This window comes from Sterolibacterium denitrificans (assembly GCF_900174485.1).
In the GTDB taxonomy this organism is placed as follows: Bacteria; Pseudomonadota; Gammaproteobacteria; order Burkholderiales; family Rhodocyclaceae; genus Sterolibacterium; species Sterolibacterium denitrificans.
The window spans coordinates 2061733-2075388 of record NZ_LT837803.1 but is presented as its reverse complement, the minus strand read 5'-3'; the positions used below and the strand labels follow the sequence as shown (position 1 = coordinate 2075388).

The 13656-nt window shown below is 65.2% G+C and carries 10 protein-coding genes and 2 tRNA genes; 8 read left to right on the top strand and 4 right to left on the bottom strand.

Annotated features, from left to right (window positions below; translation table 11 throughout):
* Positions 1-30 precede the first annotated feature (30 nt).
* A complete protein-coding gene (locus tag SDENCHOL_RS09370) occupies positions 31-1059 on the bottom strand; it encodes an AraC family transcriptional regulator (protein ID WP_154716987.1) in 1029 nt (342 codons plus the stop codon).
* A gap of 142 nt (positions 1060-1201) precedes the next feature.
* On the opposite strand from SDENCHOL_RS09370, the gene SDENCHOL_RS09365 reads away from it, so the two are divergent.
* The 7 genes from SDENCHOL_RS09365 to SDENCHOL_RS09335 all read left to right on the top strand — a co-directional run bounded on the left by SDENCHOL_RS09365 (position 1202) and on the right by SDENCHOL_RS09335 (position 6093).
* Positions 1202-2068 (top strand): SDR family NAD(P)-dependent oxidoreductase, encoded by an 867-nt coding sequence (locus tag SDENCHOL_RS09365; RefSeq protein WP_154716986.1) that lies wholly within the window; start codon positions 1202-1204, stop codon positions 2066-2068.
* Positions 2065-2880, top strand: coding sequence for an SDR family NAD(P)-dependent oxidoreductase (locus SDENCHOL_RS09360; RefSeq protein ID WP_154716985.1), 816 nt, complete (start codon positions 2065-2067; stop codon positions 2878-2880). The genes SDENCHOL_RS09365 and SDENCHOL_RS09360 overlap by 4 nt, the downstream gene beginning before the upstream one ends.
* Entirely contained in the window at positions 2877-4025 is a 1149-nt protein-coding gene (locus tag SDENCHOL_RS09355; protein ID WP_154716984.1) for an NAD-dependent epimerase/dehydratase family protein, read from the top strand. The genes SDENCHOL_RS09360 and SDENCHOL_RS09355 overlap by 4 nt, the downstream gene beginning before the upstream one ends.
* Complete coding sequence (locus SDENCHOL_RS09350; RefSeq protein WP_154716983.1) at positions 4022-4780, top strand: hypothetical protein; 759 nt, start codon at positions 4022-4024, stop codon at positions 4778-4780. Before SDENCHOL_RS09355 ends, SDENCHOL_RS09350 begins: the two co-directional genes overlap by 4 nt.
* Before the next feature lie 71 nt (positions 4781-4851).
* Positions 4852-4927: transfer RNA gene (locus SDENCHOL_RS09345), tRNA-Gly, on the top strand.
* 71 nt (positions 4928-4998) lie between these two features.
* Positions 4999-5072: transfer RNA gene (locus tag SDENCHOL_RS09340), tRNA-Cys, on the top strand.
* 169 nt (positions 5073-5241) lie between these two features.
* Entirely contained in the window at positions 5242-6093 is an 852-nt protein-coding gene (locus SDENCHOL_RS09335; protein WP_154716982.1) for an HDOD domain-containing protein, read from the top strand.
* Positions 6094-6307: 214 nt separating this feature from the next.
* On the opposite strand, the gene SDENCHOL_RS14500 is transcribed toward SDENCHOL_RS09335, so the two are convergent.
* Entirely contained in the window at positions 6308-6499 is a 192-nt protein-coding gene (locus SDENCHOL_RS14500) for a hypothetical protein (protein ID WP_231913049.1), read from the bottom strand.
* Between SDENCHOL_RS14500 and SDENCHOL_RS09330 the strand changes: the two genes are divergently transcribed.
* Entirely contained in the window at positions 6426-7514 is a 1089-nt protein-coding gene (locus SDENCHOL_RS09330; RefSeq protein ID WP_231912959.1) for an NnrS family protein, read from the top strand. The genes SDENCHOL_RS14500 and SDENCHOL_RS09330 overlap by 74 nt on opposite strands.
* Before the next feature lie 45 nt (positions 7515-7559).
* Here SDENCHOL_RS09330 and SDENCHOL_RS09325 read toward each other — a convergent pair whose 3' ends face one another.
* Together SDENCHOL_RS09325 and SDENCHOL_RS09320 are read right to left on the bottom strand one after the other, a co-directional pair.
* Positions 7560-10286 (bottom strand): bifunctional acetate--CoA ligase family protein/GNAT family N-acetyltransferase, encoded by a 2727-nt coding sequence (locus SDENCHOL_RS09325; protein ID WP_154716980.1) that lies wholly within the window; start codon positions 10284-10286, stop codon positions 7560-7562.
* A 212-nt stretch (positions 10287-10498) separates the two neighbouring features.
* Positions 10499-13513, bottom strand: a complete 3015-nt coding sequence (locus tag SDENCHOL_RS09320; RefSeq protein WP_154716979.1) for an adenosylcobalamin-dependent ribonucleoside-diphosphate reductase — start codon at positions 13511-13513, stop codon at positions 10499-10501.
* Positions 13514-13656 lie beyond the last annotated feature (143 nt).

Here is a 13656-nt window from a genome sequence, read left to right as displayed (position 1 = left end):
GTTGCTGGGCGAGTCCGGGCCGCCATCCATTCATTGACCTAGTCTGGCGCGGAATTCGCCTGGCGTCTGTCCCGTCCAGCGCTTGAAGGCATGCTGGAAATTGCTCTGCTCCCGGTAGCCGAGCAGGAAGGCGATTTCGGCGAGCGGGATCGTCGGATCGCGCAGGCAACGCTCCGCGCGTGCGCGACGCACGGCGTCGGCGAGTTCGCGGAAGTTGCAGCCGCACTCGGCGAGGCGGCGATGCAGCGTGCGTCCGGACATGCCGAGCAGGGCGGCGATGTCGTCGAGCGCGGCGTGTTCGCTGCCGAGCCGCTGCTCGATGGCCCGCCGCGTGCGGCGCAGGATTTCCGGTTCGCTGTCCAGCGCCTTGAGCGCGGAGGCGGCCTGCGCTTCGGCGATGACGCGCAGTTCCGGGTTGCCGGTGGCGATCGACAGGTCGAGTACGCTGGCGGGAAACACCAGCTTGGTAACGGGCTGGCCGAAGCGCGGCGCGATGCCGAAGATGCGTTCGTATTCGGTCAGATCGCGCGGCCGCGCGAAGCGGAAATGCGCTTGCCAGGTCAGATCGTCGCGACCGCTCAGCCAGCGTCCCAGCGTCACGGTGGCCGCCGCCCAGAGCTGTTCGAGCGCTGCCGGCGGCGCGCCGGCCTCCGGCCATTGGAAAATGTCTTCGACCCAGTCGCCGCGCCGCACCAGTTGCGAGTTGCCGACATCGCCCATGAGCCGGTTGTAGCGCACCACCTGGCGGCCGGCCTCGCCCAGCGTGGTGCAATTGATCAGCACATGGCCGGCCAGGCCGAGATGGCGCAACTGAAAGGCCGCGCCGATCTTGAGCGGCAGCGCAGGGTCGTCGGCCTGCTCGCCCAGCGCGGCGATCATCGCCAGCCATTCGGCGCGCGACGTCGGCGCGTGCGCATCGCTGGCCGCGTTGGCCGCGCTGGCGTCGATGGCTTCGATCCACGCGGCCTGCCCGGCGCTCAACGACGCGCCCTGCGTCTGTCCGCGCAGATAGTCGGACAGCAGGCGGGCGTACCCGGCGGCGACGGACGCGCCCGTCATTGCGCGTCATCCACGCTATCTGCACCATTCGCCGTCATCCGGCAGTGGCGGAATTTCACAATCGAATGTCGGATTCCCCCAAGCGTGGAGGCGGTCGTGGGCATGAGAATATGATCCATGAAAATGCAGCGATTCGCTGTCGATGGCAACCGTTGATGAAGATGGAGCGCGCAATCCAATGATCCTGTTCCCGGAATTCTATCGGCGCTATGGCCCTTGGGCCATCGTCGCCGGTGCTTCGGAGGGCCTCGGCCAGGCGTATGCGCACGTGCTCGCCGAGCGCGGCCTGAACCTCGTCACCCTCGGCCGCCGCGTCGAGCCGCTGGAGCGCGATGCCGAATTGCTGCGTCGGCGCCATCGCGTCGAGGTGCGCCCCTTGGCCGTCGACCTCGCGGCGCCCGATCTCGCCGAGCGCGTCGCCGCCGCGACCGCCGATCTCGACATCGGCCTGCTGGTGTACAACGCGGCGCTGTGGATCATCGACGAGTTCGTCTCTACGTCGCTCGCCGACCATCAGCGCATGATCGACGTGAATTGCCGCGGCGTGCTGGCGCTGACGACGACCATCGCGCCGCGCCTCAAGCAGCGCGGGCGCGGCGGCATCGTGCTGATGTCGAGCATGTCGGGCTTCCAGGGCTCGGCGCTGCTGGCGACCTATGCGGCAACCAAGGCCTTCGATACCGTGCTCGCCGAAGGGCTGTGGTACGAACTCGCGCCGCACGGCGTCGACGTGCTCGGCTGCGTCGCCGGCGCGATGGCCACGCCGGGCTTTTACCAGGTGACGCCGCCCGAGAAGCAGGCGCAGGCGATGCCGATGCGCCCCGAGGCCGTCGCGCGCGGCGCGCTCGACGAACTGGAACGCCGCCGCAAGCCGACGCATCTGGCCGGCTGGGCGCCGCGTCTGGGCCATGCGCTCGGCGCGCTGATGACGCGCCGTCGCCGCACCGTCTTCTTCAGCGACATGAACCACAAGATCTACGGCGCCAGCCTGACGAGGAGAAAAGCATGAGCCTGTCGAATGAGGCGGACGAAGAGTTCCGCCGCCGCTATGGCCCGTGGGTGGTCATCGCCGGCGCGTCGGAAGGCATCGGCCAGGCTTATGCCGATCAGCTCGCGGCCAAAGGCGTCAATCTGATCACCCTGGCGCGCCGCGCCGAGCTGCTCGAAGCCGATGCGCGGAAGCTGCGCGCGCAATATGGCGTCGAGGTACGGCCGGTGTCGCTCGATCTGGCCGCGCCGGATCTGGCCACGAGTTTCAGCGCTGCTATCGACGGCATAGATGTCGGCCTGCTGGTCTACAACGCCTGCTACTCGCACATCGGCAAGTTTCTCGGCGTGCCGCTCGCCGATCATCTGCGCACGCTCGACGTGAATTGCCGCGGTCCCGTCACGCTGGTCGAGCACGTCGCGCCGCGCCTGATCGCGCGCGGCCGCGGCGGCATACTGCTGATGTCGAGCATGTCCGGCTTCCAGGGCTCGGCGATGGTGACGAGCTATGCGGCGACCAAGGCCTTCAACACCATCCTTGCCGAAAGCCTGTGGGTCGAGCTGCGTCCGCTGGGCGTCGACGTGCTGGCCTGCGTGGCCGGCGCGACCTCGACGCCGGGCTTCGAGAACAGCACGCCCGAAGCCAAGAAGGGCAAGGCGATGCCGATGGCCGCCGCCGACGTGGCGCGCGAAGGACTCGCTGCGCTGCCGCATGGCCCGGTGCATATCGCCGGCCGCATCAACCGCCTGGTGAATGCCGTCTCGCGCCTGATGACGCGGCGGCAACGCACGTCCTTCTTCAGCGGCGCTACCCAGGACATCTACACGACATGAGCGCGAACGATAACGCGACGAGCGCCACGCCGGCCACGCGCATCCCGGCGCCTCCCGTCTTCACGGCGGAGCGCCTCGGCCGCCGCTGCCTGGTTACCGGCGGCGCCGGCTATGTCGGCCGCGCCCTGGTGAAGCGGCTGAGCGCGGCCGGCTGCAGCGTGCGCAGCTTCGACGTGTTGCCGCATCGCCATGACGTCGGCGGCGTAGCCAACGCCGACATCGAAACCCGTGTCGGCGACCTGCGCGACCCCGACGCCGTGCGCGCCGCTTGTGTCGGCATCGACACGGTGTTCCACACCGCCGCGCTGATCAACACGCTGAGTATCTATCGGCCCGCCGAACGCGCGCTCGTCTTCGGCGTCAATGTCGAGGGCACGCGCAACGTTCTGCGGGCGGCGGCGGAGGCCGGCGTGTCGGCCTTCGTCCATACCAGCTCGTTCAACGTCGCGCTCAGCGCGAAAGCGGGCGACATGGCGCAGGACGAGTCGGCGCCCTATGTCGCCGATGCGAAGGATCTCTACACGCTGAGCAAGATCGAAGCCGAACGCGTCGCGCTCGCCGCCGACGATGCCCATGCCGTGGCTCCGGGCGGCATGCGCGTCTGCGCGTTGCGGCCCGGCGGCATCTGGGGCTCGGACACGGGCTCGATGATAATCCGCAGCTTCGTCGAACAGCTCGCGGCCGGCAAGTTCAAGGTGCTCGTCGGCGATCCGGCGGCGCTCACCGACAACACCCACGTCGAGAACCTCGTCGATGCCGAACTGCTGGCGGCGCAGGCGCTGCGCGAATGCCCGCAAACGGTCGGCGGCCGCGCCTACAACATCAGCGACGGCGAGCCGATGAACGGCATGGACTGGTTCCGTCCGCTGGTCGAGGGACTCGGCCATGTCTACCCGCAGCGCTGGCTGCCGATGTGGCTGATCCGCGGCGTCGCCTGGGCGGCGGAGAGCGCCCACCGGCTCGGCGCGCCGCAACCGCTGCTGACGATACGCGGGGTGAACAACCTTGCCGAAAGTTCGCGCCTGTCGATCGAACGGGCGCGACGCGAACTCGGCTACGCGCCGCGCTACACGCAGGCCAACGGCATGGCGCTGTTGCTGCCGGCGGCGCGGGCGCTCGTCGCGCGAAGCGGGAGGACTGCATGAACAAATTCGTCTACCTGCTGTGGCCGCGGCGCCGCATGATGCCGCTCGAATGCCGGCTGACGCTGCTCGAACATTGCGCGCCGCAACTGTTGCAGATCGGCGTTGCCGGCCTGCAGATGAACATCGCCGACGACCGCGTCGACACGCCTTCGCCGGCACCGCGGCTGCTCGGCCCGCGCCCGTTCGCCGCCGAGGTCTGCCTGTGGCTCGACGCCGCGCAGTTGGCACGGCGCGCCGCGCATGAAGAAGTGCTGCGCGCCGCCGGCTTCGAGATCGCCGGCTATCGCGTCGACGCATGGCTATACTGCGATTACGGCGAAACCCCGCACGCCAGGCTGCGCGACTGGCCCGACGGCCAGCGCAGCCCCGGCGTGCTCGCCGTGACCCTGCTCGAACGCCCGCCGCGCATTCCGCGCGATGAGTGGATGCGCCGCTGGTTCGGCTGGCAGTCGCCGATGAGCGAATGGATGCAGCCGCGCTGCCGCTACGTGCGTAACGTCGTCGAGGAGATCGTGACGCCGGGCGCCGCGCATTACGACGGCATCGTCGAGGAAGCCTGGCCGTCGCGCGAGCACGTGGTGAATAAATTCCTCTTCTACGGCGCGCGCAACCGTTGGCAACTGATGCTGCACATGGCGATCATGCTGCGCTCGGTGATGCGCATGCTGAAGCTGTGGCGCATCACCACGGTGATGATGAGTGAGTATTTCGTCAAGACGGTCGAAGGTGAAGGCCGCGCGGACATCTTCGCATAGGCGTTTTCTCGACACATCTTCCCAAAATTGTTGACGGTGAAAAATTTGCGGCTATAATTCTCTTCTGTCTTGCGGCAGTAGCTCAGTTGGTAGAGCGCAACCTTGCCAAGGTTGAGGTCGAGAGTTCGAGACTCTTCTGCCGCTCCAGTTTCAGTAAGGGAAAGCGCAAGCTTTCCCTTTTCTCTTCAGAACCCGTTTGAGTCGTCGTCAAGGGTCCTGGCGGGGTAGCAAAGTGGTTATGCAGCGGCCTGCAAAGCCGTCTACGCCGGTTCGATTCCGACCCCCGCCTCCAAAAAATATTAAGCTGAAACAATATGTTATGCCGCCTCCGGGCGGCATTTTTGTTTTTCCGCGACAGGGGTTTTCGGCCTGCTTTGCTGCTCCGCTACTCTTGTAATCCGTCGATTGTCTGACTTGAGCGGGAGCGCCATGGAGGCTCTGCGGCAAGGTATCATTCCGCCATGGACAGGGTGGATGCACTGAAGCGCATTGCCGCGCAAGCCGAACGGGGTGAATTGATTTTCCCCACCAATATCGATGCCGCGCTGAAGATTCAGCAGGCTTTCGGTGATTCGGATACGCATATAGAAAAAATCGCCCGGCTGATACAGGCAGAGCCTTTGCTTGCGGCGCGGATCGTGGCGATTGCCAATTCGGTTGCCTACAATCGTTCGGGACGGGAAATTGCCGATGTGCGCAGCGCGGTCGGGCGCCTCGGTTTTCGTACCTTGCATGCCTTGGCAACCGCGGTGGTGACGCGGCAGTTTGCCAGCATGATCGCCGATCCGCAGTTGCAGGCCAAGGCAAGCCAGCTCTGGGAGCATACGGCGCACGTGGCTTCCCTTGCGCATTTGATTGCGCAGCGCATCACCCTGGTCGATGCCGAAACGGCGATGTTTGCCGCCATCGTCCATGAAGTCGGCGGTTTCTATCTGATTTCGCAGGCGCCATCCCATCCCGGCCTGCTCGACGGCGATCTTGCCGGCTGGGTCGAACAGGGCGAGCGGATCATCGGGCGTGCCGTACTGAAGCGCCTCGCCGTGCCGGAACAGGTCATGGAGGCGGTGGAGGATTGCTGGAACGGTTTTCTGACGCTGCCGCCGGTGACGCTCGGCGATACGCTGTTGCTGGCGAATCAACTGGCGCCGGTCGTTTCTCCGCTCAACCAGCAGCGCACGGACGACGAAGGCCGGGAGGAGGCGTTGGAGGGGCCTTCGCTGATAGATCATGTCGTCGGCGATGAAACATTGGCCGGCATACTGGAAAAGTCTGCCGAGGAAATCCATTCGCTGATGATGGCCTTGCGTTTTTAGTGTAGTGATCGGCAATTCATGGAGCCACTCGATAAATACACTCGTCATCCCCGCGCAGGCGGGGAGCCATGAAGGCGCTGGATTCCCGCCTGCGAGGGAATGACGGTAGCCGTGATGAGTAGTGCTTCCAATTCGCAAGCACCACACCAGGCTGCTGAATCAGATGCCTTTGACCCGCAAGCGTTCATTCGGTATCGTCATTCGTTTCTCCGTTTCATCGTGAAAGTGAAAGGCTTGCCGGTCTGATGGTTTCCTTGTTGCGCAGGTTGTTGTCCCAGCCGCTCTGGCTGGTTGGTTTCAGGCCCTTTTTCAGTCTTGCGGCCGTTTCGGGCATGCTGCTGCCGCCGCTCTGGCTGTTGTTGTTCATCGGCTGGCTGCCGGCGCCGATGCATGATTTCGCGCCCATGCAATGGCATGCGCACGAAATGTTTTTCGGTTTCGGCTGGGCGGTGATCGGCGGCTTCCTCCTGACGGCAACCAAGAACTGGGTGCAGATACGCGGCTATCACGGCGCGGCCCTGATGTTGCTCACACTCGCCTGGATCGTCGAGCGTCTTGGCATGTGGTACGAGGCCGCGTTGTCGCCGGTTGTGTTTTATCTGAGCAACAATCTGTTCCTGGTTGCCATCGTGCTCATGCTGCTGTGGACACTGGTGCGCCACAGCAAAACCGATTCCTACAGCGACAATTATTTTTTCCTGATCGCGCTGCCGCTCTTCCTGGTGGCGAAAAACCTGATCCTGAGCGGAGAGTATTTTCAGGCGGGCGTGAGCATGGCCATCGGGCTGTTCCGGGTGGCCTTCCTGGTCATGCTGGAGCGCACGCTGACGCAATTCATGAGGTCGGCGTTCCAGGTGGAGATACTGCGCGATCCCCGGCTCGACCGGGCGATCAAGCTGCTCGCTTTGGCCATGATTTTCGAGAGCTTCCTGCCGGATCTGCTGGCGGGCGGGCTGGCCATGCTGCTGGCCTTGCTGTTGCTGCTGCGTTTCGTGTTCTGGCAGCCGCAGCGGGCGATGCGCCGGATCGACATCGGCATCATGTATCTGGGCTACCTGGCGATCGTCGTTCAGTTGTTGCTGGTGGCGTTGCAACATACGTTCGATCCGGGCTGGATCGGCGGCGTTGCGACGCATGTGTTCAGTTTCGGCGTGATGGGATTGATCATTCCCGCCATGCTGGTGCGCATTTCCAAGGGGCATACCGGGCGCAAGGTCAGCTTCGATGCCGTCGACAAGGCCGTCCTGTGGCTGATGATCCTTGCCTTCGTTTCGCGTCTCGTCATGCCGCAGTTCCTGCCCGGGGCCTACACGCTCTGGCTGGCGCTGGCGACGGCCTGCTGGTTTCTCTGTTTCGCCACGCTGGGCTGGCGCTACATTCCCTATTTGTTCCAGCCGCGCGTGGATGGCAAGGAACATTGAGCCGAGGTTGCAGTCAGCATCGTTCTTCGCCTTGGCTCAGGCCACTCAGGCCAGCGCGAGTACGCCGCGTTTGAGGCCGGGTTCGTCGGGATGGGCGGAGATGACGAAGCCCAGCCGCCTGGCAAAGGCGAGCATGCGCTGGTTTTCGATGAGGAAATCGCCGTGCATGGTCTTCAGGCCGGCGTGGTTGCGGGCGGTTTCGATCAGGGCCGCCATCAGCCGCTGCGCCAGTCCCAGGCCCTGCCAGTCGTCGGCGACGACGATGGCGAATTCGCAGGATGCGCCATCCGGATTGACGGCGTAGCGCGCCACGCCGATCTGGGTTTCAGCGCCGCCGTCCGCGTCGTTCACGACGGCGATGAAGGCCATCTCGCGGTCGTAATCGATCTGCGTCAGGCGCACCAGTTGGGCGGGCGAGAGTTCGCGGATGGCGTTCATGAAGCGGAGATAGCGTGATTGCGGCGACAGTTTCTGCACGAAGGCCTGTTCGAGCGCGGCATCCGCGGGCTTGATCGGTCGCAGGGTGACCTGCCGTCCGTTGCGTGCTTCGAAGCTGCTGACCAGCGCTGCCGGATAGGGGTGGATCGCCATGTGGTCGTAAGGACCGGCATGCTGCGGCAGTTGCGCGATGACGATGCGGGCATCGACGGCGACGGCGCCGTGCTCGTCGATGATCAGCGGATTGATTTCCAGCTCGCGTATCCACGGCAATTCGCAGGCCATTTCAGAAACGCGCAGCAGTACGGCTTCCAGCGCCTGCATGTTGGCATTGGGGAGCATGCCGCGAGCGACGAGGCGATTCGTCAGGCGCGATGATTGCAGCATGTCGCCGATGAGCACCGGATCCAGCGGCGGCAGCGCAACGCAGCGGCGTTCCGCGGCGCTGCCGGCGATGTCGGCGCCGCCGGGGCCGAGGGTGATCGCCGGGCCGAAGACGGGATCCTGCACGATGGCGATGCGCAGCTCGCGGCCGTGCGGCTTGCTGATCATCGGTTCGATGGTGATGCCGTTGATGGTTGCTTCGGGCAGGCAGCGCCGGACGTCGTTGTGTATGCCCTGGTAGGCATCGCGCACGGCGACCGGCGTGGTCAGGTTTAGGCGCACGCCGCCGCAACTGGATTTTTCGGTGACTTGCGGCGAGTCGATCTTCATGACCACCGGCAGGCCGATTTCCTCGGCCAGCACCAGGGCCTCCGAAACCGAGCGCGCCAGCATGGTCTGGGCGATGGGGATGCGGAAGGCGGCGAGCAGGGCCTTGGATTCCATCTCGCTCAGTACCAGGCGGCCTTCGTGCAGCGCGGTTTCGATGACCAGACGGGCGCTTTCGCTGCGTGCCGGCGGGTAGCCGGCATCGGCGCCGCCGTCCAGGCTGGCGGGCGGCGTTTGCAGCAGCAATTTCTGGTTGCGGAAGTAATTGCTCAAGTGCGAAAACAGTTCGACGGCCGGTTCCGGCGTGCGAAAGGCCGGGATGCTCGCGCCCTTGAACAGCAGGCGCGCCTCCCTGACCTGGGCATCGCCCATCCAGCAGGTGACCAGCGGCTTGTCCGACTGGCGGGCCAGATCGATCAGGCCGCGGGCGGTCTGGGTCGGATCACTTTGGGCCTGTGGGGCGAGGATGGTCAGCACGCCATCGACGTTTTCGTCTTCCTGCAGGGCCCGCAAGGCCAGCGCGTAGCGGGCGGGATCGGCTTCGCCGCCGATGTCGAGCGGATTGCTGCGCGACCAGCCGGCCGGCAATGCCTTATCGAGACGCTGCAGGGTTTTCGGCGCAAGATCGGCCAGCCGGATGCCGATGTCGTCGGCATGGTCGGCGGCCATGACACCCAGGCCGCCGCCGTTGGTGAGGATGGCCAGCCGGTTGCCGCGCGGCTGGAAGTGGGCGAACAATGCCTGTACCGTGGCGTACATCTGGCCGACGGTAAATAGGCGCACGACGCCGGCGCGCCGCAGCGCGGCATCGAAGACGTCATCCGCGCCGACGATGGCGCCGCTGTGCGAACGCGCCGCCTGCTCGCCGGCCGGATGGCGGCCGACCTTGATCACCAGCACCGGCTTGCAGCGTGCCGCGGCGCGCAGGGCGCTCATGAAGCGGCGCGCGTTGCGGACGCCTTCGATGTACAGGAAGATGCTTTTGGTCTTCGGGTCGGCCACCATGTAATCGAGCACTTCGCCGAAATCGACGTCGCTGGAAGTGCCCAGGCTGACGACGCTGGAAAAGCCGACATTGTTGGGCTGTGCCCAGTCGAGCACGGCGGTGCACAGCGCGCCTGATTGCGAAATCAGGCCGATCCCGCCGGGGTTGACGCTGCAGTGCGTGTAGGTCAGGTTGACGCCGCCGGCTGGACGCATGATGCCCAGACAGTTCGGGCCGAGCAGGCGCATGCGGTGGCGGCGCGCGATGTCGACGATGCTGCGCTCGAGCATGGCGCCGCGCGTTTGCGTCCCGGTTTCGGCAAAGCCGCTCGAAACGATCAGCGCGCTGCGGGTGCCGGCGTGGCCGCAGGCTTCGACGATGGCCGGCACGGTGTGGGCCGGCGTGCAGATGGCCGCCAGGTCGAGACGCTGCGGCACGTCCTCGATGCGCGCATGGCAGGGGTGGCCATACACCGTCTTGTGCTTGGGATTGACGAAAAACAGGCGGCCCTTGTAGTCCATGTCCAGCATGTTGCGCGCCAGGATCGCGCCTACCGAACCTTCGGTTTCCGAAGCGCCGACGATGGCGATGGAGGCGGGCTCCAGCAAGGGCTTCAAATAGTGCTGTTCGTAGTGCATGAATGGCGTCTGGCTCAGGGTGGCGGGGTGGAGGCGAGCGGTTCATTCTAAGCCGAACGGCGAGCGCCGATGTTTTTGCGGCCGGACCTGGTGGGCCGCGTGAGTCGGGCGATCCGAGGGAGCCGAGGAGCCGAGTGAACCAAAGCAAACGGGGCCTTGCGGCCCCGTCTGGTCGAGTTGCAGGTGGTGCTGCGTCGCGGTGGTTGTCGAGATCAGCCGCAACTGCCCACGGCGCCGCAGGCGCTGCAGAAGTCGCAGCCGTCCTTGCGGATCACCGTGTAGTTGCCGCATTCGCCGCACAGGGCACCCTGCATCACCTTGGCGCCACCTTTCTTCTGCGGGGTTTCGAGGATGCCCATTTCACGGGTCGGGTAGCCGCTTTCGTCGAGGATGCCGAGCATGGCGTAGCGATGGATGATCAGGCGGGCGATGTAGGCGACGGTCGACGGCCAGTTCTGCTGGCGGCGGGTGCCCGGGACGAAGGCCATGAAGTCGCCGAGCGGTTCCGGATAGTCGACCAGCTTGCGCAGCTTCATGCCGATCCAGGCCGGGTCCATGACGCGCATGTCGAGCGAGAGCAGCTTGGTCAGGCCATCCAGGGCGCGGGGGTAGTTGCCCGACAGCCAGACCGAGTAGGGCCGGGTGACGCCGTCGGGCAGGGTGATTTCCTTCAGGCCGAGGACGAATTCCTCATTGGCCGCCGGGTTCACGATATCCACCGTCCAGGACAGCGTGCCGTCGGTGCCGGTGCGCGGTTCGTCGCGGCTGAACATGGTGTCGATGACCGGCGTCGGATCGTTGCCCTCGAAGGCGCCGAGCTGCTCGCAGCGGTAGCGCACGGCCTGGGCCATGGCGGAGACGACGCCGGGCATCAGCTTCGGTTCGCCGTGCGGCGGGAAGGGCATGCTGAAGGATTCGTCGCCGATGGTCTTGGCCAGCATGTCGAGCTTGAGCTTCAGCCAGCCCCGGTCGTTGGCGCGCATGTCCATGGACAGCGTCTTGGCGACCGCACCCAGGCCGCGCGGTTGTTCGGAGCCATTCACCCAGACTTCGAAGGGCACTTTCTTGCCGTTGTCGATGTGGCCGACGAACAGGGCAAACTCGCCATGCGGCGTTTCGATCATGTAGGTCCACGCGGCGTTGCCGTCGGTCAGGCGCGGCCGGCCGGGCCAGCGCAGCGAGGCAAGCACCGGGGCGGGCAGGGTGCCGATAGAGAGGCGACGGTTGGCGTCGCTGATGACGACGTCCTGGGGATGGGCGCCGGAGGCCGCGCCCTTGGCCGGGGAGGCGTCGCCGCCCTTGCTGTCGGAGACGGAGAGCACGGCGCCCAGCACCGAGTTGGGGCGATAGGTGGCCAGCCCCTTCAGGCCGGCTTTCCAGGCGGCCATGTAGAGATCCTCGAACTCGGTGTAGGGGTAATCCTCGGGGACGTTGACCGTCTTCGAGATCGAGGTGTCGATGTAGGGTGCGACGGCAGCCACCATGTCCTTGTGTGCCTGGGCGGAGATTTCCAGGGCGGTGACGAAATACTCCGGCAGGGCGGCATCGACATTGCCGCCCAGATGGCGGTAGTAACGCCAGGCGTAGTCCTCGACGGCGTATTCCTTGTGGGTGCCGTCGGCCATGCGCTTCTTGCGCGTGTAGGTCCAGGAGAACGGCGGCTCGATGCCGTTGCTGGCATTGTCGGCGAAGGCCAGCGAAATCGTGCCGGTGGGCGCGATCGACAGCAGGTGCGAGTTGCGGATGCCGTGCTTGCGGATCTGCTCCTTGATTTCGGCCGGCAGGCGCGAGGCGAAATTGCCGCCGGACAGGTACAGGTCGGCATTGAACAGCGGAAAGGCGCCGCGCTCCTTGGCCAGGTCTACCGAGGCCAGATAGGCGCGATCGCGCATGAATTCGGAGATCTTCGCGGCCATGGCGCGCGCTTCGGTCGTGTCGTAGCGCAGGCGCAGCATGATCAGGGCATCGCCCAGGCCAGTGAAGCCCAGCCCGATGCGGCGCTTGGCCTGGGCTTCGGCGTGCTGCTGGGGCAGCGGCCAATGAGTGGCGTCGAGCACGTTGTCGAGCATGCGCACCGAGACGTCGACGGCCTTGCCGAAGGCGGCGTAGTCGAAGGCGGCCTGCTCGGAAAACGGCGCGTCGACGAACAGCGTCAGGTTGATCGAGCCCAGGCAGCAGCAGCCGTAGGGCGGCAGCGGTTGTTCGGCGCAGGGATTGGTGGCCTCGATGGTCTCGCAGTAATACAGGTTGTTGTCGCGGTTCATGCGATCGAGGAAGAGGATGCCCGGCTCGGCATGGTCGTAGGTCGAGCGCATGATCTGGTCCCACAGTTCGCGGGCCTTGATCTTGCGATACACCCAGAGGCCGGCGCTGCCGTCGCCCGAGGCGTCCTTCTTCGGCGCAGCCTTGGCGTTGGCGGCATTGGTTTCAGCCGGTTCTTCCTCACGCTGGTAGGCGCCGGCGGCGAGGAAGTCGGCGGAGGGTTTGGCCTTGTGGGTCAGTTCCACTTCGCCGTCGGCCTCGACGGCGCGCATGAATTCGTCGGTGACGCCGATCGAGATGTTGAAATTGGTCAGATCGCCCTTGTCCTTGGCGTGGATGAATTCCTCGATGTCCGGGTGGTCGCAGCGCAGCACGCCCATCTGCGCGCCACGGCGCGAGCCGGCCGATTCGACGGTTTCGCAGGAACGGTCGAAGACGCGCATGTAGGAGACGGGGCCGGAGGCGCGCGATTGCGTGCCCTTGACGTGGGCGCCGACCGGGCGAATCGAGGAGAAGTCATAGCCGACGCCGCCGCCGCGGCGCATGGTTTCGGCGGCCTGCTGCAAGGCGGTGTAGATGCCGGGGCGGCCATCGGAGGTTTCCGAGATCGAGTCGCCCACCGGCTGCACGAAGCAGTTGATCAGTGTGGCGCACAGGTCGGTGCCGGCGGCGGAGTTGATGCGGCCGGCGGGCACGAAGCCGTGTTCCTGCACTTCATGGAACTGCTTTTCCCAGTAGGCGCGCTTGTCTTCGTTTTCGACCGCGGCAAGGGCGCGGGCGACCCGCTGGCGCACTTCGGAAACGTTGGTTTCGTTGCCCTTGGCGTATTTCTCGATCAATACCTCGCCGGCGATTTCCTGAGGCAGGGGCGGCGCGGTTTGCTGGGTGGCTTGTTGAGCCTGGGCTTGGGTGTTTGCAGCGTTCGTAGCGTTTGCTGCAGCAGCGGCGGTGGTCTTTGTCGTCATCTTCTTCCCGCAGTCGTTGTAAGAGGGTTGCTGAAGAATAGCCGCCTTTTTTTTTAAATGAAAGCAAAAAATTTTGTATTCAATTAAAACAAGTAGTTATAACTTTGCCTAGTGGCATCGTAAATATCGTGCCACTATATCTA

Bases quoted from the DNA above. Each gene is read 5' to 3' on its own strand.
- SDENCHOL_RS09335 (WP_154716982.1), top strand. From the start codon at position 5,242: ATGGACAGGGTGGATGCACTGAAGCGCATTGCCGCGCAAGCCGAACGG.
- SDENCHOL_RS09330 (WP_231912959.1), top strand. From the start codon at position 6,426: ATGCTGCTGCCGCCGCTCTGGCTGTTGTTGTTCATCGGCTGGCTGCCG.
- SDENCHOL_RS09325 (WP_154716980.1), bottom strand. From the start codon at position 10,286: ATGCACTACGAACAGCACTATTTGAAGCCCTTGCTGGAGCCCGCCTCC.
- SDENCHOL_RS09320 (WP_154716979.1), bottom strand. From the start codon at position 13,513: ATGACGACAAAGACCACCGCCGCTGCTGCAGCAAACGCTACGAACGCT.
- SDENCHOL_RS09370 (WP_154716987.1), bottom strand. From the start codon at position 1,059: ATGACGGGCGCGTCCGTCGCCGCCGGGTACGCCCGCCTGCTGTCCGAC.
- SDENCHOL_RS14500 (WP_231913049.1), bottom strand. From the start codon at position 6,499: ATGGGCGCGAAATCATGCATCGGCGCCGGCAGCCAGCCGATGAACAAC.
- SDENCHOL_RS09350 (WP_154716983.1), top strand. From the start codon at position 4,022: ATGAACAAATTCGTCTACCTGCTGTGGCCGCGGCGCCGCATGATGCCG.
- SDENCHOL_RS09355 (WP_154716984.1), top strand. From the start codon at position 2,877: ATGAGCGCGAACGATAACGCGACGAGCGCCACGCCGGCCACGCGCATC.
- SDENCHOL_RS09365 (WP_154716986.1), top strand. From the start codon at position 1,202: ATGGCAACCGTTGATGAAGATGGAGCGCGCAATCCAATGATCCTGTTC.
- SDENCHOL_RS09360 (WP_154716985.1), top strand. From the start codon at position 2,065: ATGAGCCTGTCGAATGAGGCGGACGAAGAGTTCCGCCGCCGCTATGGC.